This window comes from Paenibacillus durus (genome assembly GCF_000756615.1).
Classification (GTDB): Bacteria; Bacillota; Bacilli; order Paenibacillales; family Paenibacillaceae; genus Paenibacillus_AQ; species Paenibacillus_AQ durus.
Genome location: NZ_CP009288.1, coordinates 3,014,088 through 3,035,711 on the forward strand (window position 1 = coordinate 3,014,088; position 21,624 = coordinate 3,035,711).

Sequence of the window (21,624 nt, forward strand, 5' to 3'; positions counted from 1 at the left end):
GAGGTTAAATTGGTGTAGCCTGAAAAATACATATTATACCAGAGGAGGTGATCATTATTTTGGATCAAACGATTTACTGGATCGGCGGATCGGCCTGTGCCGGAAAAAGTACAATAGCCAAAGGGTATGCGGAGAAGCATGGGCTGGCCCTATATGCTTGTGATGAGCATCTGGGAAGTCATTTGAAGACCATAACTGCCCTGAACCAGCCTGCCATGCATAAGATTTCGAGGATGAATTATAATGAAGCTTTTTATATCCGGACAGTTCAGAAACAGTTGGAAGAGTATATCGCATTTTTCAAAGAAGATTTTGCATTCGTCTTGAAGGACCTTGCAGAACACTTTAATTGTCCCGTTGTGGTTGAAGGAAATCAACTGCTGCCTTCTTTGGTGTTCCCACACCTGCAGCCGCAGCATAAGGCGATATGGATGATCCCTACCGAACCGTTTCAGCGTCATCATTACAGCCAGCGAATCTGGATACAGGATATACTTAACTCCACGGATGACCCGGAGGCGGCTTTTGACAATTGGATGAACAGGGATGCCTTGTTTGCTGATTTTGTTGAAAAAGAGGCCCGAGATTTAAATCTTCATGTATTAAAAGTGGACGGAAGCAAAAATCTGCAAGCGACCTTTAATATAATTGAGGAATGCTTCGGCCCCATTGGATTCTAAACTTCATCTAACAAATCTTTTGAGTCATTACGCACATTTCCGACCTTCGTGGAGACGGGATAAGCTTTCATTTTCTCGGCATCGAACGGCTTCAGCAACTTGGCAAGACCGTCAACATCATGATTACTCCGGTCTAGCCATCGATCCACATCTTCCGGACGCAGAATTACGGGCATCCGGTTATGGATTTGCGCTGTCAGATCATTGGGCTCCGTAGTGATGATGGCGCAGGTGGCGAGCTTTTTTTCATCCGCATCTACCCATATATCATAAATTCCGGCCATCGAAAAAATACCGCCGTCACGCATCAGAATCCGCATCGGCTGCTTGCTTGATCCCTGGTTGCGCCATTCATAGAATCCGTCTGCCGGAATGACGCAGCGCCGCGAGGACAGAAGCCGTCTAAACGAAGGTTTGACGGTCAGTGTCTCCGCGCGGATATTGATCATTTTGCTCCCGGACTTGTCGTCCTTCGCCCAGGAAGGAACAAGGCCCCAGCGCAGTTGTCCGATTCGGTTCCCGGTTCCGCTGCTGATTACGGAAGGAATATACTGCATGGGCGCGGCATTATATTTTGGAACGTAATTAACGATCGTCACGTCCTGGGTGTAGTATTCTAGCATAAGCTCTTCCATTGTTACCGTTATCGTGTAGCGTCCGCACATCTTCAGCACCCCCGAGCAAGGTTTGTCATCAATAATAAAGCAAGTCTCTCCTGCATTCAACGGCGATGCTTTCGTTTCCTTTTGCTTGGCCCGATCTGTCTTTTCACCTTGCCGTGTTCGTCTGTTTCGATGATATATAGGTCTCTTACGGCTCCTGAGAGGAGAAACCATTCTTCCAAAGCTTCAGCTTCATCTAAGGGCCCGATTATTCTTTTTCCCCGATAACATATAAAGAACACACTGACACCTGGAAATGTATGTTTGTTGCTGTATTATGCATATTCTAGTATTTCGCAAAGAATTTAGATGTAAGAAAGCACATACTTTTTACTAAAAATATCCATATTCTTATTTTGATTTGAGAATTTATAGTTTAGCAGAAATCTGTAACATTTATTACATTAAAATAATTATTAAAGCATTATAATTATCATACACACATTAAGAATGGGCTGTAGCAGGTGCGAAGGCTCAAATTAGGAGGAGAAACGTATGGAGCAAATCGATAAGCTGAAAGAAGAGATTAAAGAGTTGAACAATGCGGCCATCAGCTTGCAGAACCAGCTTCATGATCTGGCGGAGGGCTTGCCGATGCATCTGGAAGAACTCCCCGAATTGGCGCGTCGAACCTTTGAGACTTTTTCTGAACTGACAGCCAAGAGACAGGAATTGAAGAGTCTGAAATCGCAGAAAGTTTGAGATTGTATGACATAGAAATTTAATTGGATGATAGTTGATGCAGGAACTTGTCCAGGCCCCGTGAACGGGTGAGGGATAGGTTCTTTTTTATGTGCAAAGGCCGTGTCACAGGAAACTTCGTCTACGTACACTATCCTAAAAGGATGGTGATAGAGTTGGATGATAGAAAGCTTCGAAAGCTGCTGCAATCTGCTTCAAGACTTGTCACTGATAAGGAATGGCAGAGCGAATACAGGGATCTGATCAAAGAGCCGGCGAATCCGGATATATCCATTCAGGCCAGATCGCTGCTGGAGCGTCTCTACGCAGTGCAGGGGAAAGGGATTTTTACGGGACAGCATGAGTATTTGGAGGCTCCGTACACGTATACTGAACATGTAAATGTTCTGACAGGGGTGTATCCTGCTCTGAAAGGAGTGGAATTTGGAGGGATCACCGGACAGACTGCCGAACAACTGGACAACCAGCGGCAAAAGGTAATTGCTGCCTGCAGAGCCTGGCATGCCTCCGGCGGCATCCTTACAGCATCATACCATGCCGCTTATCCTGGAGCTGCGCCGCTTTGGGAACAGGTTCAGCGTAAGACGACCCAAGCAGAGTTCGACCAAATCGTAACGCCCGGAACGGCGCTCAATACGGCTTTGCTTGCTGATATGGACAGCGTGGCGGTTTATCTCAAGCAGCTGCGTGATGCCGATATACCGCTTCTTTGGCGGCCTTATCACGAAATGAACGGAGACTGGTTCTGGTGGGGCAGAAAGAATAACTTCCCGGCTCTCTGGGAGATCATGTATGGCCGCTTCACCCATTATCACGGCCTCACTAACCTGCTTTGGGTTTGGAGCGCCAATGCCAGCAATCAATGGTCAGATAATGCCGGGCGGTACTATGTAGGTCACAACAGGGCGGATGTGCTCGGCATGGATATCTACAATAATGATTACAGACAGGACTATTACCTGGAACTGCTTGAAATCGGACAGAGAAAGATTATTGCCATAACAGAGAACGGCCATCTGCCGAACATGACGGACATAAGAACAAGACAGCCTGATTATTCATGGTTTCTTACCTGGGGAAAAGAGCTGACGGGGAAAAATTCGGACGCGGTGATCAGAAACGTTTTTGAAGATCCCTACTCCCTGAACAGAGGAGAAGAGCCATCCCCGCCTGAATCGTTTCCTCCGGATACTACCATTGGGGACGGGCTGCTGGGCAACTACTATATTGGAAAAGATTTTAATACACTTAAGGTGACCAAGGTTATCCCAAAAGTGGACTTTAATTGGAAGAAGGGCACGACGGTTGGCGATTATGCGATGTCCGTCAGATGGACTGGCTTTGTTAAGCCGGCATATACAGAAATGTACACCTTGTACACGAATGCTTCAGACGGTGTGCGTCTTTATGTCGACGGCAAATTAGTAATCGACGATTGGACCGTACAGAGTACGACAGAAAATTCGGCAGCGGTGCCGCTGGAAGCCGGGAAATACTATTATGTCAAATTGGAGTACTTTAATAATGGTGATCCCGAGGCCGTAGTGCAGCTGTTGTGGTCGGGCTACAGCCAGCCGAAGGAAGTGATTCCGCAGTCCCGGTTATATTCCAGATAGATTAAGAGCATTGCTTATGGAAGCAGTGCTTTTTCTTATTGAAAGGTTGCCTAAGCTTTGTATTATTGGCGATAAGCCCTATCAAAAAAAATAAAGATACATACCTTGTAGAAGAGCTAATTTTGTTGGTTATGGTATGGTTGAACAGATTAAATTAATAAGAGGGAGAGAGTTTTATGCCGCGAGCTTCAGTTATTATGTCAGTGTATAATAATGCAGAGTTCATTCTTGAGGCGATACACAGTATATTAATTCAAACATATACGGATTTTGAATTTATTATTATTGATGACGGCTCCACAGACGGATCTGCTTATCTTATTTCACAAATAACAGACCCTAGAGTTGTTAAAATTTACCATAGTGAAAATAAAGGGTTGGTGGCCAGTTTAAACGAAGGTTTAAGCATGGCAACCGGTGAATACATTGTACGAATGGACGGCGATGATTTTTCCGTACCTGATCGACTCGCTGTGCAGATATCATTTATGGATCAAAACCCCTCAATCGATGTATGTGGAGCAGCTTATACTACAACTATAGGAGAAAGAGCCAAAGTTAATCCAATAGGTCACGATGAAATTAAAACCTGGCTGTTATTTCATTGCTGCATTTGCCATCCTTCCGTGATAATGCGTAATCGTATGATTCACCGGTTAGGAATTCAATATGATATAAATTATCCCCATGCAGAAGATTATGAGCTTTTCAATCGTTTAGCTTTCCAAGTACAAGTTGCTAACCTGCCAATTTGTCTACTGTTTTACCGTCAACATGATCGAAAAGTATCCATCCAGCACAGAAACATTCAGGCTGACACGGCCCGGAGAGTGCGGCAACAGCAGTTCTATAAGCTAGGTTTAGAATTGTCCGATGAAGAAAATCAGACCATGGTAGAGCTGCTCGAATTTAGAATTAATCCAAAAGATTACGCTAGCTATTCTAAAGCCTCAGGTTTTGCAAGATGGGTACTAGATCAAAATAGTCTGTATAAGATTTATAATCAGGAACTATTGAATGCGGCTTTCTCAAGATGTATATCTAATCTTCCATATCAATAATATAAAATCAGGGTGCCAAAACGGCCCAGAAGCCGTCAGCAGCATAGGGATATAAACATAGAAATACTAAATAATAAATAGCCCCGCTGGCTTGTGCTGGCAGGGCTTTGATTTTTACTCCAATATAAAAGAAAAAAATCCCTTGATACATAAGGGTTTTTTGAATAAAAATCGAGCCCCGTCTCGCGACGAGGCTCTTTCATGGGAGAGGAGAAACCGGACGAAGAGCTTATGGGGAAGCGTAAGCTTGCTCCGCGGTTGTCTACGACATTTTGTGATGTCGATAATTAAAGGATGGCCCACAAGTGCCGGATTTATACCTTTGCGTCAAAATAATTTGTCCACTTGATGTGTGCGCGGCGGGTTATGACAAAGTTTTTATTTAACGGCGGGAATGTGGTACGATAGGCGTGAAATTATGTCGTTTTTGGCGTAATAATAGAGAAACAGAGCAGGTGAAGCAAGCAGTGAGAGTGGTGTCGGGCACAGCAAAGGGAAGACCCTTAAAAAGCGTTCCGGGAACCGGAACACGTCCTACGACCGATAAGGTCAAGGAAGCGATTTTCAGCATGATCGGCCCTTATTTTGATGGAGGCGCAGTCCTGGATTTGTTCGCCGGTACCGGCGGTCTCGGGATCGAAGCCCTGAGCAGAGGGATGGACAGCGCCGTGTTTATCGATATGGAGCCGAAGGCAATCGACACGGTGCGCGAGAACCTGAAAGCGGCAAGGCTTGAAGATAAGTCCGAGGTTTACCGCAACGATGCGAACAAGGCGCTGGCGGCGCTGGAGAAACGGGGACGGTCGTTCGACCTGGTCTTTTTGGACCCCCCATACCGGCATAAATTCGGAGACGAGCTAATGTCCATAATGGCGGGCAAAGGCCTGCTGAGACAAGATGCGGTCATTGTATTGGAGCATGAATCAGGCCATGAATATCCGGAGCATATTCCCGGCTTCAGCCGGCTGCGATATGCATTGTACGGAGAAACGGCGGTATCCATTTATTGTTATGGGTCCGGATCAGAAACCGACATGGGTGAGGGGGCGCAAGAGTGAGTCTGCAAATAAGAGAAGAAAGAGTCGCAATTTACCCCGGCAGCTTCGATCCGGTGACGCTTGGCCATATCGATATTATTGAACGGGCCGCGAAGCAGTTTGACCGTCTGATTGTGGCAGTTCTAAATAATTTAAGCAAAAATCCGCTGTTTACGGTGGAGGAGCGCGCCGATCTGCTTCGTCAGGTGACCGCGCATCTTCCCAATGTGGAAGTTGATATCTTCCGGGATTTGCTTGCCAACTATATCAGGCAAAAAGAGGCTCAGGTCATCGTACGCGGCATCCGTACTGTTTCTGATTTCGAATACGAGCTGCAAATTGCTACCATTAACAGCAAGCTGAACTCGGACGCGGAAACGATATTTATGATGACGAATCCGAAATATTCGTATCTCAGCTCCAGCGTAGTCAAGGAAATCGGCCACTTCGGCGGAGACTTGACCGAATTTGTGACCCCGGAAGTCGAGCGGGCGATGCGGCTCAAGTTCAAAGGGAACGGCCGCGAATAGCCGAGACAAGCCGGACGGCGGCGGACAGCAGCAGCAGGGTAAGCAGCATTAGTAAATGCATGGCAACCAGACCTGGAAAAGAGCGCCAAATCGCTTCGATACCGGATGCCCCGGTTAAAGAAATCTCTCGGCCGGCCAGAACGGGCAGTGCCGATTCCTGAAACGCCGTAAGCGGCTTGTATAGCAGCAGTGTCAGAACGAACGCATAGCCGCCATGCAGCAGCCTTCCTGCGGCAAAGGGAAGATAGCGTACCCCGGCGGGCTTGAGTACCGCCAAGGCCTGAAGCTGTGCACAGATGCCGCTCCATCCTAGGGCTCCAGACAGCAGCGCAAGCTCAAGCGGTCTCAATGAGATTTGGGGCATCGTCCCAGACGTCAGAGCTTGTGCCCCGAGATGAAGTTCCAGCAGAGCAGAGGTAACGGCTGTTGGCAGCTGCGGCCCCAGCCCCGATATGATGCTGATGACGACGGCGAATATAATAATGTAGCCCCCCGCCAGCATCAGACACTGCACAGAGGCGCTTACCGATTCGCCGAGCAGTTTCCCGAAGCTGCGCCCATCCCTTGCGCGAGCGTCCGCGGCGGCGGTCATCGCCTGCCGAATCAGGGAGGTCTGCCTGGCGACTGAAGCTTTCGCCGAAGAAGCGCTTTTTGCGGGGCGTGTTGCCCCGGCGGATACCGTCATGCCGGCGGCGAGCCCCGCAAGCCAGTGTACGGCCAGCAAGCCGTAACCGGCTGCGGGGCTGTGAAGCATGGAGGCTCCGACCACAATCAGGAGCGTAACCGGACTGGCGAAATGGGAGAGCGACGCCAGGCGTCCGGCTTCCCTGCCGGAGATGTCGCCCTGCCGGTACAACTGGGCCGCTCCCTGGGCACCGCCGGGAAAGCCGGACGTCATCCCCAGCGCAAGCGTCCATCCCGCGCTGCCCGGAAGCCGAAAGACCAGCTTCGTAAGAGGTTCCAGAAGAACACCGATGGCATGAACGAAACCGGAGGCGCTCAGCATTTCCGATAGCATCAGAAAAGGCATCAGTGCCGGAAAGACCAGCGTCCACCATAGCTTCAAGCCTTGAAGTGAGGCGTTAAAAGATTGTTCAGGCGAAGAAATGATGGCTGCTGCGAGAAGCATAGCCAGGCCTCCGGATAGAAAAGGTGCCGATTTCTTGGCTATTCGGGCAATGTTTATGTTCATTTTTTATTTCACCTCTTCATAGCTTGGGAGCAGACGAGTTTCTAACAATTTATGCGAACCAGTCAACCGCCATGCTAAACCAGGGAACGGAACCGCAAGAATACATAATTAAGCGAAACGCCGGAGTCTATCGGAAAGAGGGGAACCCCAGTGAGGCAGTTCAGACACAGAACGGGAACGCGCGCCGCGGCTTATCTGTTTACGCTCATCGTGTTGGTTTATGCAGTTGTGTTCATGGGGACACCTTATGTAGTATACCAGCCGGGAGACGCCTCCGAGGTGGCGCCCATGATCAAGGTGGAGAACGAGGACAAAGCTGAAAAGGGAACCTTCATGATGACGACCGTATCCGCCAGCTACGCCAATGTGGCGCTGCTGCTCTATTCGGCGCTGAATCCCAACGCGGAAATAGACCGAAAAGCCAAAAGGCTCGGTGATCAGACGGAGGAGGAATACGCGGCTACACAGGTTTATTATATGAGCAGCTCGCAGTCGAGCGCCGTGGAGGCCGCCTACAAAGCGGCAAAAATTCCTTTTCGCAACACGACACAATATTTGTTCGTTTTCTCGGTTCCGGGGGAAGCGGGTCATAAGCAGTTTAAGCCTAGGGACAAGATTCTCACTGTTGCAGGACAGCAGGTGACGGATCCGGAAGCGCTCAGTAAATTGCTGTCTTCCAGAAAAGCAGGGGATCAGGTGGCGGTATCGCTGGAGCGCGATGGAAAAAAACTTGCTGAGAACGTAACCCTCGTGGAGATTAAAGACAGCGGCAAAACGGCGGTTAGACCCGGTCTTGGCGTTGTTATCGGCGCCGTTCAGAAGGTAGAGGCGTCGGAGGCTGGAAGGGAAGTCAAATTTACCGACACGGATGTCGGCGGGCCCTCGGCGGGCTTGATGTTCACCATGGAAATTTATAACCGGCTGACTAAGGGCGATTTGACCAAAGGGTACACAGTTGCCGGAACCGGTACGATTGATCCAAATGGAGAAGTGGGTCCAATCGGAGGCGTTCAGTTCAAAATCGTCGCCGCCGATCGAAAGGGCGCGGAAATCTTTTTCGTCCCGGTCCAGAATTATGCAGTCGCCAAGGTAAAAGCGGATAAAATCGGCGCCAAGATGAAGCTGGTGCCGGTAACGACATTAGGCGAAGCCATCCAGTATATGGAGAAGCTGCCGGTCAAACCATAACCGGCGGCATCAAATAGTCGCTGTACAGGTCGCTTCGGAGCGGAGAGGCGAAGGCTGCGGCATAGGCGGCGGACGCCTGAAGATCCCGCTCCAAATGCGGATGGGAGCAAAGCGCAGGCCTTGTGATAACGGGGAGGGTGGCGCTTTGCTTCATTTTTTTGAGCAGGGACCGGCCGCTTTCCCGAAAGCCGAGCACCCGGATATATCCCGGCCCCTGTGACAATGCGCCAGGAGAGAATTCTTCCTTGCCGTGATTCAGCAGAATGTGCAGAAGCATCCGCTGAAGCCGTGTACGGGTGTAGCGTTTGCTCTTCAAGGCTGATACCAAGCCGCTAACTGTGAACTGCTCAAGCTCCGGCAGAATCCGCAGCAGACGGTGCTCCAGTCCTTCGCTCACATCCAGCAGCCCGCCAAGCTCGGCGGCCGAGCGGGTGGAGAGAAGGTGCAGCAGCGGAGAGCGGAAGCTCTCCCAGTCCAGCGGCCCGCGGCCTTCCTGCTGCTCGCGCCGAAGAATGTCAAGGCTGTATTCCGGTATATATTCCGCAGGGGAACCGCCCATTCGCAGCAGCCCGCGAAGTGCTGTCGCACTGGCAATGGCTGTACCTGTGCGAAGCGGCTCATGAAAGCCCGCCCCGAGGCGCGGAACGGTCAGCGGAACGATACTGCTGCCCAGCCGCCTCAGAGCGATAAGGTAATGGAGGCCAAGGCTGTTGTTCGGTCCGCGCAGCAGCTCGGCTAAGCTGTCTTCGTTCAATTCCGGTGCGGAGCCGGTTCCCGGTTGGTCAACCGGATCGGCACTGCGTTCGGCAGGAATGTTGTTGCGGTGAGCAGCGAGCAGCGGCCCGCTGCCAGCCTCCCCGCTTTCCTGCCATACCTGCGCCGCCGCCGCGCTGTAAGCGGCGGGAAAGCTCTCGCCGAGCGCAAGACGACGGCGGAGCTCACTCTGGAGCGGACCGCTTTCCTCTGCTAGAAAGCGCGCCAGCGGCAGCAGCTGCGTAAGGCTGCCGGACTCGGAGCCGAAGCACAGGCTGCTTACGACGCCAGTCGCTTCCAAGAGCGCTACCGCTCCGAAGGCGAACCACTCCGCGGGCTGGACGGCATATGCGACCGGGAGCTCGATAACCAGGTCAGCGCCCATGCGCAGGGCCATTTCGGTCCGTGCCCGCTTGCTTAACATGGCAGGCTCTCCGCGCTGGGTGAAGGGACCGCTCATCACGACGATGGAGCGGCTTGCGCCGGACAATCTTTTGGCTTCGTTATAATGGTGGACATGCCCGTTATGTAAAGGGTTATACTCGGCAATTATCCCTACTGTCGGCACACAGGGTTCACTCCTGTTCTTGTTTATTGTTATCGTGCTGGCTCGTGCTTGCTTAAGCGTAAGCAAGCTCCGTCAAAACGCCCTGAATGGGTTACTAATAGTTATAACATAATTCAGAGCCCTTTTACCTAACAATATAAAGGGGAAATAGTTGACAAAGGTCGTATGCGGTAGGTATAATAAATTTTGTTTGTTTGGAGTGATATTTATGAAGTTTCACTTTCGCAAAATTGCAAATGCTGGCGGACCTACGCACTTCCATGAGAATGTGGATGTAAGCGAAGCCGTCAAAGGCCGCAAGGATATTTTGACTGTATCACCGTTATTAGCCGATCTCGATGCGCTGCCCGCGGCTGCGGATCTCGTAACCGTGGAGGGTAAGCTGAGCGGAGATGCGGACATGCTATGTGCACGTTGCTTGACTCCTGTCAAGACGCATATGGATATTCCTTTTGCCGAAACGTTCAAGTGGGGCAAGGAACCGGCTGAGCCGGAAGAAGATGAGGACGAGGATCTTATCTACGTGACCGATGAAGCCGTAGATCTGGCGCCTTATGCTCAGGAAAGCTATCTTCTTCATTTGCCGCTTTCCGTGCTTTGCACCCCGGACTGCAAGGGACTCTGTCCCACATGCGGCCAAAATTTGAACGAAGGCGCCTGCAGTTGCGACAACACCGTAATCGACCCGCGTCTTGCCGGGTTGAAAGATTTTTTCAAATGAGAAGATGAGACCGAAACGGCCCGATTAATCGGGTTGACTTGAATAAGGAGGTGGAACACATGGCAGTACCTCAACGTAGAACGTCCAAAACACGCCGTGACAAGCGCCGCACGCACTTTAAGCTGGTTGTCCCGGGCATGGTGAAATGTGAACAATGCGGAGAATTGAAGCTTGCTCACCACGTATGCAAAGTATGCGGAACGTACAAAGCAAGAGAGATCATCAAGCAATAGCAGTCTTACAACAAAGTAGTACTTCATCTATCGGTGAGGTGCTATTTTTTTGCGGACAGGTAACAGTTTTGGGTGCATGAGATCCACTTTATGGAGGCGTCCGGAGCACGTTTTAAAGTCCAAGCTTTATTTTTGCGGCCTCATGCTTTATACTACATATTAGTACCAGGTTCTAAATTTAGAATGAACATAACTTCCGATATAACTTGCGGCCGATTGAAGGGCATTGCTTTCATAAACAAGGACGGGAGGTGAACCGCCATCGAGCGCGTGCCGAAGAAAGAGCGCCAGCAGCAGCTGTTGCGGATTATTGAGGAAAATCCTTTTGTCACGGACCGTGAGCTTACCCGGCAGCTGAAGGTCAGCATTCAGACGATCCGGCTGGACCGAATGGAGCTTGGTATTCCGGAGCTGCGGGAGCGCATGAAGCAGATGGCGGAGCATTCCTACGATCAGGTGCGCTCTCTTCCTGTGGACGAAGTAATTGGAGATATCGTTGATTTACAGCTGGATAAGAGCGGCATTTCGATTTTTGAAATCCGTGCGGAACATGTCTTCTCCAGGAACGGGATCGCCCGCGGCCATTATGTATTCGCTCAGGCCAATTCACTGGCGGTTGCCGTAATCGATGCTGAAATCGCGCTTACCGCCTCCGCTGATATCCGGTTTGTACGCATGGTCCGTCTGGGTGAGAAATGCATTTCCAAGGCTTATGTCCGCTCGCTGGCGGGCCGCAAGGGCAAGGCCGAGGTCGACGTATTTACATATGTTAGCGATGAGATGGTCTTTCAGGGCCATTTCGTCGTGTATCGGTCTGTAAGCGAAGAATACAGCGAAGGAGTGAGCCGTAGTGCAGATCGCCATTGACGCCATGGGCGGGGATCATGCGCCCGAGAGCAATGTGGAGGGCGCCTTGTCCGCGGCAGCGGAATGGAAAGATACGCAGATTATTTTAGTCGGTGACGAAGCAAGGCTGGCGCCGCTGCTTAAAGATAAGCCGGTCAATGTAACGGTCCGTCATGCAAGCGAAGTAATCGGACCCGATGAGGAACCTGTCAAAGCGGTTAGGCGGAAAAAAGATTCATCCATGGTTGTTGCAGGGAAGATGGTTAAAGAAGGCGAAGCCGAGGCCATGATATCCGCTGGCAATACGGGCGCCCTTATGACGACAGGGCTCCTAATTGTCGGAAGAATGCCGGGCATTGAGCGCCCGGCGCTCGCTCCGATGATCCCGACCCTCGACGATGTCGGCGTGCTGGCTCTGGACCTTGGCGCGAATATGGACGCCGAGCCGCAGCATTTGGCGCAGTACGCGCTGATGGGAAGCATTTACCGCAGCAAGGTGCACGGCATTTCGCAGCCGCGCGTTGGTCTGCTGAACGTCGGCGCCGAGCCGGGCAAGGGGAACAAGCTGACCAAGGAAGCGTATCCGCTGCTGGAGCAGCTGGAGGGCATTAACTTTGTCGGCAACGTGGAAGCGCGCGACGTTCTGATGGGAAGCTGCGATGTGCTCGTCTGCGACGGATTTGCTGGGAATATCTTGCTGAAGTCGCTCGAAGGGACGGCGGGAGCGATTTTTTCTCTGCTCAGGGAGCAGTTCAGCAAGTCTCTGAAGACAAAGCTTGGAGCGGCGATGCTTATGCCTGAACTTAGAGGGCTTAAGGGCAAGATGGATTACAAGGAGCACGGCGGAGCGCCGCTGCTGGGCTTAAGCGGTCTCGTAGTAAAGGGGCACGGTTCTTCTGACGGAAACGCCATCAAGAATGCGGTCCGGCAGGCGCGGCAAGCGCTATCGTCTGGTCTTGTCCCAAGTATATCCAAGGAAATCAGCGGGAAGTGAGTGACATTATGAATAACTTACGGCCAGTCGGCATTATTGGTACGGGAAAATATGTACCTGAAAGAATATTGACCAACAGTGATTTGGAAAAAATAGTGGAAACGAACGATGAATGGATTGTCAGCCGGACGGGAATCCGGGAGCGGCATATCGCGGCTCCGGATCAAGCGACCTCAGATTTGGCTTACGAAGCTGCGCTCCGTGCGCTGGCTTCGGCGGGCATGAAGCCCGAGGATCTGGATCTGATCATTGTGGCAACGATTACGCCAGACACGACTTTTCCTTCCACTGCCTGCATTTTGCAGGATAAGCTCGGAGCAAAGGGTGCGGCGGCATTCGACCTGTCTGCGGCTTGTTCGGGCTTTGTATACAGCCTGGCGACAGCAGTCGGCTTCATTCAGAACGGCATGTACAACAATGCCCTGATTATCGGTGCGGACGCACTGTCCCGGATTACGGATTATACGGATCGAAACACTTGCGTTCTGTTCGGTGACGGAGCGGGAGCGGTCATTCTCGGCGAAGTGCCGGAGGGTCGGGGATTCAAGTCCTTTGATCTTGGCGCAGAGGGAGCCGGCGGACCGCTTCTGAAACTGGAAGGCGGGGGCTCGCGGCTGCCCGCTTCGGTGGAAACGGTGGAAGGCAAGAAGCATTTTATCTACATGAACGGACGGGAAGTGTTCAAGTTCGCGGTCCGGGTTATGGGTACGGCAACGGAGAAGGTGCTTGGCAAAGCGGGTCTTACGAAGGAAGACATCGATCTCTTTGTACCGCATCAGGCGAATATACGCATCATCCAATCAGCGATGCAGCGTCTTGATCTTCCGCCGGAGAAGTGCGTAATCAATGTAGACAAATACGCGAACACATCGGCAGCATCTATACCGCTCGCCTTGGTGGAAGCGGCGGAAGAAGGACGGATGAAGGAAGGCGACACCGTTCTGATGGTCGGCTTCGGCGGAGGCCTGACTTGGGGCGCTTCCATATTGATTTGGTAAGTGGAAGGGAGCAATAGCATAATGAGTAAAATCGCATTCGTATTTCCCGGCCAGGGGGCGCAGGCGGTTGGCATGGCGAAGGATGTATATGATGCTGTGCCTAAGGCCCGTGAGATATTTGAAAAAGGCGATGAGGTTCTTGGCTTTCCGCTCAGCACGCTTGTCTTTGAAGGGCCTGACAGCGAGCTTAAGCAGACAGCCAATACGCAGCCCGCGCTGCTGACCGCAAGCGTAGCCTATTTGGAAGCGCTGAAGGGAAAAGGCCTTACGCCGGATTATGTAGCCGGTCACAGCCTGGGTGAATACAGCGCGCTGGTGGCGGCCGGCGTCCTGGCCTACGAGGACGCGGTCAAGCTGGTGCGCCTGCGCGGCCAGTTTATGGAAGAGGCCGTGCCGGGCGGACAAGGCGCAATGGCGGCCGTTCTGGGCGCCGGGCGCGAGGCGCTGGCGGACCTGTGCCGCAGCGTATCGGAGCAGGAAGGCCCGGTTGAGCTGGCGAACGTCAACTGTCCGGGACAGATTGTCGTTTCTGGCTCGCAGGCGGGCGTGAACGCGGTCGTTCAGCGGGTGAAGGAAGCAGGCGGCAAGCGGGCAATTCCTCTGGAAGTGAGCGGTCCTTTCCATTCCTCCATGATGAAGGAAGCGGCTGAAAGACTGTCGGACGAGCTGGCGAAGACGGAGTTTAAGGCACCGTCCGTTCCCGTTGTCGTCAACGTTACCGCGCTTCCCGTTACGAATCCGGAGGAAATCCGCGAGCTGCTGGTCCGGCAGGTGTATTCGCCGGTACTATGGCAGGATACCGTGGAACGGCTGATTAAAGAAGGCGTGGACACATTTGTGGAGATCGGTTCCGGCAGTGTGCTCGCCGGACTCATCCGCAAGATCGACAAGAGCGTCAAGGTGATTAACATCAACAGCCTGGAAAGCATTGAAGCTCTTGGCTGAATTGCTTTCGATTGAACAGCAGGACGAGCTTTACGGAATATGAAAGGGGAATACAAAGATGTTCTCATCATTGCGGGGCCAGACGGCCCTCGTTACCGGTGCGTCTCGCGGCATCGGCCGCAGCATCGCACTGGCGCTGGCGGAGCATGGCGTTAAGGTCGCCGTAAACTATTCAGGCAGCGAAGATGCGGCCCGGGAGACCGTGGAACGCATCGCGGAGATTGGCTCCGAAGGAATCGCGCTCCGGGGTAATGTCGGCAGCGCCGAACAGGCGGAAGCCCTGGTTAAAGAAACCCTCGGCGCCTGGGGCCGGATCGATATTCTAGTGAATAACGCGGGCATTACAAGGGACAACCTGATTATGCGGATGAAAGAGGAAGAGTTCGATCAGGTCATCGAGACGAATCTCAAAGGCGTGTTCAACTGCCTTAAGGCGGTCACCCGCCCGATGATGAAGCAGCGTTATGGCCGGATCATCAATATTTCCTCCGTGGTTGGCGTGACAGGCAACCCGGGGCAGGCGAACTATTCGGCGGCGAAGGCCGGCATTATCGGCCTGACCAAGTCGGCTGCGCGTGAGCTTGCTTCCCGCGGCATTACGGTTAACTGTATTGCTCCCGGCTTTATCGACACCGATATGACCCGCCAACTGTCTGATGAAGTCCGCGCCGATCTGGCGAAGGGCATTCCGCTTGCACGGCTCGGACTGCCGGAGGAAATTGCTTCGGCCGCGCTCTTCCTTGCATCCGAGGGAGCGGCGTATATGACAGGCCAGACGCTTCATGTTGACGGCGGCATGTATATGTAATATTTTCAGTAGCTCCGGGTTGATCCCGGAAAGTGGGATTGAGCGTCAAAATTAGCGGGTTAAAGCGTTTTTTTAGCTCTATGGCATTTTGAACTCATATCTCGTATAATACCAAAAGAGGAGGTGAACCGGATGTCCGATGTATTGGAGCGTGTAAAGCGCATTGTCGTCGACCGCTTAGGAGCCGACGAAGCCGAAGTCACACTGGAAGCGTCTTTCAAAGATGATTTGGGAGCTGATTCTCTCGACGTTGTAGAATTGGTGATGGAATTGGAAGATGAATTCGATATGGAGATCTCTGATGAAGATGCAGAGAAGATTACGACCGTGGGTGAAGTTGTAAACTACATACAATCTCATACCTAGAGTCATTGGCTTAAAAGTCCCGTACCTGCTTAAGGCGGGACTTCTCCTCATTTTACAGTGTTTGCACTTTGCGAAAGCTGCTGCGCTTCGGTAAGCGTATTTCCAAGGAAAATAACAAACCGCCGCTTTTTTTCGCGGCGTTTGCAGTTTATATAGTAGTAAACGAGAGAGAAATTACGACTGTAGCTATATAGTAATCAGATGGGGTGAATGCTTTTGAGTCATAGAGTGGTTGTTACCGGTATGGGCGTGATGACAACGCTTGGCAAAGATCTGGAGACATTCTGGAACAGCTTGATGAGCGGGAAGTCCGGGGTTTCTACGATCGAATCCTTCGATGTGAGCGAATATCCGACACGAATCGCGGCTTCGATTAAAGATTTTGATCCGGAAGAGTTGTTCGGCCGCAAGGAGGCCCGCAAGATGGACCGTTTTGTCCAATTTGCGCTCGCGGCAGGTCAGAAGGCGCTGGGTGACAGCGGCCTGGTGATTGGCGAGGATATCGAAGCCGAGAGAATCGGCGTATCCGTCGGTTCAGGTATTGGCGGACTCGGCACCTGGGAAGATCAGCATAACCTGCTGCTTGAAAAAGGTCCCAAACGCGTCAGTCCGTTCTTTATTCCGATGATGATCGCCAATATGGGTTCGGGGCAGCTGTCCATCAGCCTTGGGGCAAAAGGTCCTAATACAACGCAGGTTACCGCCTGCGCGACAGGGAGCCACGCAATCGGCGATTCGTTACGCATCATTCAGCGCGGTGACGCGGACGCTATGATCTGCGGAGGTGCCGAAGCGACCATCCGTCCGACGGGCATGGCAGGCTTCTGTGCGATGAGAGCGATGTCCACGCGCAATGACGAGCCGGAAAAGGCAAGCCGTCCGTTCGATTCGGGCAGAGATGGCTTCGTTATGGGTGAAGGCGCCGGTATCCTGGTGCTGGAATCTCTGGAGCATGCGCTTCAGCGGGGAGCCCGGATTTATGCCGAGGTTATCGGCTACGGCTTGAGCGGCGATGCTCATCATATGACCGAACCCGATCCGGACGGCGCGGCGCGCTGCATGAAGATGGCGATTCGCGATGCAGGCATCAAGCCGGAGGAGATTGACTATATCAACGCGCATGGCACCTCGACTCCTGTAGGGGACAAGTCGGAGACGACGGCCATCAAGATGGCGCTTGGAGATCATGCGTACAAGGTGCCGGTCAGCTCCACGAAATCCATGACAGGGCACCTGCTTGGTGCAGCTGGCGGGGTGGAAGCGATCATTTGCGGACTTTCCCTGCAGAATAACATGATTGCTCCAACAATCAATTTGGACAACCAGGACCCCGAATGCGATCTGGACTATGTTCCGAATAAGCCTCGTGAAGCGGAGCTGAACATCGCCATGTCCAATTCATTCGGATTCGGAGGACATAACGCGACCGTTATTTTGAAAAAATACAATCAGTAAGGAGACCGTGCGATGAATGGGGACCTGAAGCAATTACAAAGTCAACTTCATATTCAATTCCACGATTCTTTGCTGCTGAAGCAGGCTTTTACCCATGCGTCCTATGTCAATGAACACCGTTTCAATCAGCACCAGGACAATGAACGTCTTGAATTCTTGGGAGACGCTGTCCTGGAGCTGACGGTTTCCGAATATTTATATAATTTGCTTCCCGACCGGCCGGAAGGCGAGTTGACCAAGCTGCGGGCTGCTATCGTCTGCGAGCCGTCGCTGGTCAAGTTCGCCGAGAACCTTGGCTTTGGCCGCTACGTGCTGCTTGGCAAAGGCGAAGAGCTGACGGGAGGGCGGACCCGGCCGGCGCTGCTGGCCGATGTGTTCGAATCCTTCGTGGGAGCGCTTTATCTGGATCAAGGACTCGAGACGGTGCGGAAGTTTTTGGATAACCATGTATTCCCGCTTGTAGAGAGGGATGGGAAGCTGCAAATGCAGATGACCGACTTCAAGACCGAGCTGCAGGAATTGATTCAGCATCATGGCATGGGTGCCTTGGAGTATCGGATAATCGAGGAACGGGGACCGGCTCACGAACGGGAATTCGTCTCCGAAGTAAGTATGGCCAGCCGTACTCTGGGCCAGGGAAGCGGGCGCTCGAAAAAGGAAGCGGAGCAGCATGCTGCGGCAGCCGCGCTGCTGCGTCTGAAAGAGGACGGCGCCTGAGAGAATGGAGCTTCCGAAGTATTACGGGTAAAAGCAGCAGAGCAGCAAGGGTTTGATTCCGGCATATAAACGGAAATCAGACCTTTGCTGCTCTTTTTTAAATTCTAACGATAACGTCCGAGGATTCAAAAATAACAGTTGGAAACGGATGGATAAGTGTTAATTTGTGTATTGACAAGAATTTTCGAAAAGTCTAACATGAACATGTAATAAATGAAATTAAATACCATTCAAAGATGGTAAGTATTGAGGTGTTTGGATGTCTGAGACTGAATTCGAATACCAAGAGAAGATTAGAAGACTTGTAGTCAAGATGGTTAAGCACTACCGGGGCAGAGGTCCGGAGAATGTGAAGGTTAAAGTAGAGAGCGGCCAATTAATCACGATTGAGATTAGGGGAATTCTCTCGAGTCTGTCTGAGATTTTAGTAAAAGAAGGTGCTGTCGATCTCGTTGCGGAATATTGGAAAGTCTTAAAGCCTTATTTGGAAAAAGAGTTTATGGCCGAAATGATAGACACGCTTGGCAGTCCGTTTACATATACTTGGAAGATTTACGAGCTTTGTCCAAGCGGCCGGGCCATCATTATTCAATTGAATAAATCGGTTTGATTGAAGAGAAAGGGCGTGAGCTTCTTCGCTTTTTAATAAGCCAGTACACGGTGTATTTTTCTATTTATACTTTGTATTGGCTTATTTTTTGTTGTGCTCTTTGTGCAAAAAATCACATGAAAAGGTGGTTATCTTAGTGGGGAACAAAGTACTGACAATATGCCCGTATTGCGGCAGCGGTTGTCACATGAATTTACTGGTTGAAGACGGGAAGGTCGTGGGGGCCGAGCCTGCGGATGGAAGAACAAACGAAGGGAACTTGTGCCTGAAGGGTCATTATGGATGGGATTTTCTGAATGATCCGCAGATTTTGACCGCTCGTCTTCGCAAGCCCATGATTCGCAAAGAAGGGGTTTTGCGTGAGGTCTCTTGGGAAGAGGCCATCCAATTTACAGCAGAGAAGCTTACGGCTATTAAAGAAAAATATGGTCCGGATGCGATCATGGGTACTGGCTCGGCCAGAGGACCTGGCAATGAGGCTAACTATGTGATGCAAAAATTTATGCGGGCGGTAATCGGCACCAATAATATTGACCACTGTGCCAGAGTGTGCCATGGTCCGTCCGTTGCAGGGCTGACCTATTCATTGGGCGATGGGGCCATGTCGAATTCTATTCCGGAAATAGAGGATACGGACCTGCTCTTCATTTTTGGCTATAATGCCGCAGTCACGCACCCGATTGTAGCCAGAAGAATCGTCAAAGCGAAGCAGAAAGGCGCTACCATTATCGTATCTGATCCACGAAAGACAGAATCGGCTAGAATTGCTGATACTTGGCTCCCTCTTAAAGGCGGAACGAACATGGCGCTTGTAAATGCATTTGGAAATGTGCTCATAGAGGAAGAATTATATGACAAGGATTATGTAGCCAACTATGTGGAAGGATTTGCTGAATATAAGGAAAGTGTGAAAAAGTATACGCCTGAGTATGCCGAGAGCATCACCGGTGTAAAAGCAAATGACATTCGCAAGGTGATGCGGCAGTATGCCAAAGCAAATAAAGCGATGATTCTGTATGGCATGGGAGTATGCCAATTCGCTCAGGCGGTGGACGTAGTCAAAGGGCTTGCCTCGCTGGCGCTATTGACCGGCAATTTCGGCAGACCCGGTGTCGGCATTGGTCCGGTCCGCGGTCAGAACAACGTACAGGGCTCGTGCGACATGGGGGCCTTGCCTAATGTGTATCCGGGCTATCAATCGGTTACCGATCCCAAAATACGCAAAAAGTTCGAGAAGGCCTGGGGCGTCATGCTGCCGGATAAAGTCGGTTACCGCTTAACGGAAATTCCCCATCTTGTATTGAAGGAAGACAAAGTGAAAGCTTATTACATTTTTGGCGAAGATCCGGTACAGAGTGATCCGAATGCGGCCGAAGTAAGGGAAACGCTGGAGAAGATGGAGTTTGTCATTGTGCAGGATATCTTCATGAACAAGACGGCGCTGCATGCAGATGTCATCCTGCCTGCTACCTCCTGGGGCGAACATGAAGGTGTGTTTTCGTCAGCTGACCGCGGATTTCAGCGGATTAGAAAAGCCGTAGATCCTCCAGGGGATGTAAAGCCGGATTGGCAGATTATCAGCGAACTGTCCACGGCGATGGGCTACCCGATGACTTACCGGAATACGGAAGAAATCTGGGATGAGATGCGAGCCCTCTGTCCGAAATTTGCCGGAGCAAGCTATAAGAAGATGGAGGAGCAGGGCGGCGTTCAGTGGCCTTGCCCGACCGAAGATCATCCGGGTACTCCGTATTTATATGAGGGTAACCGCTTTTCGACAGCTAACGGCAAAGGGCGGCTGTTCGCCTGTGAATGGAGAGCTCCGCTCGAGCAGCCGGATCAGGAATATCCGTTAACGCTGTCGACCGTCCGTGAAGTTGGACATTATTCCGTACGCACCATGACCGGGAACTGCCGGGCCCTTAGCCAATTGTCCGATGAGCCTGGTAATATCCAGATCAGTCCCGGGGACGCTTCGAGTCTCGGCATTGAAGACGGGCAGCTCGTTAGAATTATCTCCCGGCGGGGAAGGATTGTCGCCAGAGCGCAAATCAGCGACCGGGTGAAAAAAGGCGCCACCTATATGACCTATCATTTCTGGATTGGCGCTTGCAACGAGCTGACCGGCGATGCTTTGGACCCCGTCTCCAAGACGCCGGAATACAAATATTGCGCGATTCGCCTGGAGCGGATTCAGGATCAGCTTCAGGCCGAACAGAAGGTGCGGCAGCAATATGAGTCGCTGAGAAAGCAGATGCATGTGGGGGCGGGTCAGGCATGAAGAAGGAACGGCCCAATTCGTTCGTCATTGCCGAAGCCGGCAAATGCATAGGCTGTAAAGCGTGCGAACTGGCCTGCTTCGCCGTGCATAACCGTGATAATGGGGTGGCTGCTGCGGTAGGCACGGTCACCACGCCAGTCATTCCAAGGCTGTATGTTATCCGCACGGACAGTTTCACGATGCCTGTTCAGTGCCGGCATTGCGAGAACGCGCCTTGCGCCGGCGTCTGTCCGGTACAAGCGATCCAGCAGGAGGAAGGCGCTATTACTATCGATGAGGACCGCTGTATTGGCTGCAAAGCTTGTGCCATGGCTTGTCCTTTTGGAGCGATCAGTCTGTATAAGGCGTACAGCAGCGGCCAGGAGCATAAGCAGCCGCACTTAAGGGAACGGCTGGACGGCCATTTGGAACGGAAAACGAGAGTCATCGCTTATAAATGTGATTTATGCCATGATATCGTGTCTGACGGGAATACGGCTTCTGGAGAGATTGCAGCAGCTGGCAGAGTGACCGATATCAGCAAAGGCGACATGACTGTAGGGCCGGTTCCCGCTTGCGTCTCGGTCTGTCCGGAGCAGGCGCTGACGCTGGTTAGTCCGAGCCTCGGGGCATCCAGATCACGGAAAGCTGCAGGGCTGAGATTATGATAAAGCTAATCATA

Annotated in this window: 23 protein-coding genes; 20 read left to right on the forward strand and 3 right to left on the reverse strand. The window is 51.7% G+C overall.

Translation table 11 applies throughout. The features are described from left to right. Positions 1-59 precede the first annotated feature (59 nt). A complete protein-coding gene (locus PDUR_RS12945) occupies positions 60-680 on the forward strand; it encodes a hypothetical protein (protein ID WP_052410208.1) in 621 nt (206 codons plus the stop codon). On the opposite strand, the gene PDUR_RS12950 is transcribed toward PDUR_RS12945, so the two are convergent. Beyond that, a complete protein-coding gene (locus PDUR_RS12950; protein WP_042206634.1) occupies positions 677-1,345 on the reverse strand; it encodes an SOS response-associated peptidase in 669 nt (222 codons plus the stop codon). The two genes, PDUR_RS12945 and PDUR_RS12950, sit on opposite strands and share 4 nt — an antisense overlap. A 492-nt stretch (positions 1,346-1,837) precedes the next feature. On the opposite strand from PDUR_RS12950, the gene PDUR_RS12955 reads away from it, so the two are divergent. The 5 genes from PDUR_RS12955 to coaD all read left to right on the forward strand — a co-directional run bounded on the left by PDUR_RS12955 (position 1,838) and on the right by coaD (position 6,288). Next, positions 1,838-2,044, forward strand: coding sequence for a CCE_0567 family metalloprotein (locus PDUR_RS12955; RefSeq protein WP_042206635.1), 207 nt, complete (start codon positions 1,838-1,840; stop codon positions 2,042-2,044). 155 nt (positions 2,045-2,199) lie between these two features. Then, a complete protein-coding gene (locus PDUR_RS12960; RefSeq protein WP_042206636.1) occupies positions 2,200-3,660 on the forward strand; it encodes a glycosyl hydrolase in 1,461 nt (486 codons plus the stop codon). A gap of 176 nt (positions 3,661-3,836) precedes the next feature. Continuing rightward, positions 3,837-4,721 (forward strand): glycosyltransferase family 2 protein, encoded by an 885-nt coding sequence (locus PDUR_RS12965; protein ID WP_042206637.1) that lies wholly within the window; start codon positions 3,837-3,839, stop codon positions 4,719-4,721. Between the two features lie 467 nt (positions 4,722-5,188). Then, positions 5,189-5,779 (forward strand): 16S rRNA (guanine(966)-N(2))-methyltransferase RsmD, encoded by a 591-nt coding sequence (gene rsmD, locus PDUR_RS12970; protein ID WP_042206638.1) that lies wholly within the window; start codon positions 5,189-5,191, stop codon positions 5,777-5,779. Beyond that, on the forward strand, positions 5,776-6,288 hold the full coding sequence (gene coaD, locus PDUR_RS12975) for a pantetheine-phosphate adenylyltransferase (protein WP_042206639.1): 513 nt from the start codon (positions 5,776-5,778) through the stop codon (positions 6,286-6,288). The genes rsmD and coaD overlap by 4 nt, the downstream gene beginning before the upstream one ends. Here the strand turns inward: coaD and PDUR_RS12980 are convergent. After that, positions 6,266-7,480, reverse strand: coding sequence for a nucleoside recognition domain-containing protein (locus PDUR_RS12980; RefSeq protein ID WP_042206640.1), 1,215 nt, complete (start codon positions 7,478-7,480; stop codon positions 6,266-6,268). The two genes, coaD and PDUR_RS12980, sit on opposite strands and share 23 nt — an antisense overlap. Positions 7,481-7,630: 150 nt before the next feature. On the opposite strand from PDUR_RS12980, the gene PDUR_RS12985 reads away from it, so the two are divergent. Then, complete coding sequence (locus tag PDUR_RS12985) at positions 7,631-8,668, forward strand: SepM family pheromone-processing serine protease (RefSeq protein WP_042206641.1); 1,038 nt, start codon at positions 7,631-7,633, stop codon at positions 8,666-8,668. On the opposite strand, the gene PDUR_RS12990 is transcribed toward PDUR_RS12985, so the two are convergent. Further along, entirely contained in the window at positions 8,658-9,989 is a 1,332-nt protein-coding gene (locus PDUR_RS12990; protein ID WP_042206642.1) for a tRNA(Met) cytidine acetate ligase, read from the reverse strand. The two genes, PDUR_RS12985 and PDUR_RS12990, sit on opposite strands and share 11 nt — an antisense overlap. A 208-nt stretch (positions 9,990-10,197) precedes the next feature. Here PDUR_RS12990 and PDUR_RS12995 point away from each other — a divergent pair, with 208 nt between their 5' ends. The 13 genes from PDUR_RS12995 to PDUR_RS13055 all read left to right on the forward strand — a co-directional run bounded on the left by PDUR_RS12995 (position 10,198) and on the right by PDUR_RS13055 (position 21,610). Further along, positions 10,198-10,710, forward strand: a complete 513-nt coding sequence (locus PDUR_RS12995) for a YceD family protein (protein ID WP_042206643.1) — start codon at positions 10,198-10,200, stop codon at positions 10,708-10,710. Positions 10,711-10,769: 59 nt separating this feature from the next. Beyond that, complete coding sequence (gene rpmF / locus PDUR_RS13000; protein WP_019911234.1) at positions 10,770-10,943, forward strand: 50S ribosomal protein L32; 174 nt, start codon at positions 10,770-10,772, stop codon at positions 10,941-10,943. 270 nt (positions 10,944-11,213) lie between these two features. Then, a complete protein-coding gene (gene fapR, locus PDUR_RS13005) occupies positions 11,214-11,810 on the forward strand; it encodes a transcription factor FapR (RefSeq protein WP_042206644.1) in 597 nt (198 codons plus the stop codon). Next, positions 11,794-12,783 (forward strand): phosphate acyltransferase PlsX, encoded by a 990-nt coding sequence (plsX, locus tag PDUR_RS13010; protein ID WP_042206645.1) that lies wholly within the window; start codon positions 11,794-11,796, stop codon positions 12,781-12,783. The genes fapR and plsX overlap by 17 nt, the downstream gene beginning before the upstream one ends. Positions 12,784-12,791: 8 nt before the next feature. Continuing rightward, a complete protein-coding gene (locus PDUR_RS13015; RefSeq protein ID WP_156130445.1) occupies positions 12,792-13,781 on the forward strand; it encodes a beta-ketoacyl-ACP synthase III in 990 nt (329 codons plus the stop codon). A 21-nt stretch (positions 13,782-13,802) separates the two neighbouring features. Further along, a complete protein-coding gene (gene fabD / locus PDUR_RS13020) occupies positions 13,803-14,726 on the forward strand; it encodes an ACP S-malonyltransferase (protein ID WP_042206647.1) in 924 nt (307 codons plus the stop codon). A 58-nt stretch (positions 14,727-14,784) separates the two neighbouring features. Next, positions 14,785-15,534 (forward strand): 3-oxoacyl-ACP reductase FabG, encoded by a 750-nt coding sequence (fabG, locus tag PDUR_RS13025; RefSeq protein WP_042206648.1) that lies wholly within the window; start codon positions 14,785-14,787, stop codon positions 15,532-15,534. Between the two features lie 132 nt (positions 15,535-15,666). Then, on the forward strand, positions 15,667-15,900 hold the full coding sequence (gene acpP / locus PDUR_RS13030) for an acyl carrier protein (protein ID WP_025334828.1): 234 nt from the start codon (positions 15,667-15,669) through the stop codon (positions 15,898-15,900). Positions 15,901-16,116: 216 nt separating this feature from the next. After that, positions 16,117-17,355, forward strand: coding sequence for a beta-ketoacyl-ACP synthase II (gene fabF, locus PDUR_RS13035; protein ID WP_156130447.1), 1,239 nt, complete (start codon positions 16,117-16,119; stop codon positions 17,353-17,355). A gap of 12 nt (positions 17,356-17,367) precedes the next feature. Beyond that, positions 17,368-18,072, forward strand: coding sequence for a ribonuclease III (gene rnc, locus PDUR_RS13040; protein WP_042206650.1), 705 nt, complete (start codon positions 17,368-17,370; stop codon positions 18,070-18,072). Between the two features lie 259 nt (positions 18,073-18,331). Next, positions 18,332-18,682, forward strand: a complete 351-nt coding sequence (locus PDUR_RS13045; protein ID WP_042206651.1) for a Na-translocating system protein MpsC family protein — start codon at positions 18,332-18,334, stop codon at positions 18,680-18,682. 136 nt (positions 18,683-18,818) lie between these two features. After that, a complete protein-coding gene (gene fdhF, locus PDUR_RS13050) occupies positions 18,819-20,963 on the forward strand; it encodes a formate dehydrogenase subunit alpha (RefSeq protein ID WP_081949509.1) in 2,145 nt (714 codons plus the stop codon). Next, entirely contained in the window at positions 20,960-21,610 is a 651-nt protein-coding gene (locus tag PDUR_RS13055) for a 4Fe-4S dicluster domain-containing protein (protein ID WP_042206653.1), read from the forward strand. Before fdhF ends, PDUR_RS13055 begins: the two co-directional genes overlap by 4 nt. The last annotated feature ends 14 nt before the right edge of the window (positions 21,611-21,624 follow it).

Coding starts and splice junctions, on each gene's coding strand:
- PDUR_RS12950 (WP_042206634.1), bottom strand. CDS start 1,345: ATGTGCGGACGCTACACGATAACGGTAACAATGGAAGAGCTTATGCTA.
- PDUR_RS12955 (WP_042206635.1), top strand. CDS start 1,838: ATGGAGCAAATCGATAAGCTGAAAGAAGAGATTAAAGAGTTGAACAAT.
- PDUR_RS12965 (WP_042206637.1), top strand. CDS start 3,837: ATGCCGCGAGCTTCAGTTATTATGTCAGTGTATAATAATGCAGAGTTC.
- PDUR_RS12980 (WP_042206640.1), bottom strand. CDS start 7,480: ATGAACATAAACATTGCCCGAATAGCCAAGAAATCGGCACCTTTTCTA.
- PDUR_RS12995 (WP_042206643.1), top strand. CDS start 10,198: ATGAAGTTTCACTTTCGCAAAATTGCAAATGCTGGCGGACCTACGCAC.
- rpmF (WP_019911234.1), top strand. CDS start 10,770: ATGGCAGTACCTCAACGTAGAACGTCCAAAACACGCCGTGACAAGCGC.
- PDUR_RS13015 (WP_156130445.1), top strand. CDS start 12,792: ATGAATAACTTACGGCCAGTCGGCATTATTGGTACGGGAAAATATGTA.
- fabD (WP_042206647.1), top strand. CDS start 13,803: ATGAGTAAAATCGCATTCGTATTTCCCGGCCAGGGGGCGCAGGCGGTT.
- fabG (WP_042206648.1), top strand. CDS start 14,785: ATGTTCTCATCATTGCGGGGCCAGACGGCCCTCGTTACCGGTGCGTCT.
- acpP (WP_025334828.1), top strand. CDS start 15,667: ATGTCCGATGTATTGGAGCGTGTAAAGCGCATTGTCGTCGACCGCTTA.
- rnc (WP_042206650.1), top strand. CDS start 17,368: ATGAATGGGGACCTGAAGCAATTACAAAGTCAACTTCATATTCAATTC.
- PDUR_RS13045 (WP_042206651.1), top strand. CDS start 18,332: ATGTCTGAGACTGAATTCGAATACCAAGAGAAGATTAGAAGACTTGTA.
- PDUR_RS13055 (WP_042206653.1), top strand. CDS start 20,960: ATGAAGAAGGAACGGCCCAATTCGTTCGTCATTGCCGAAGCCGGCAAA.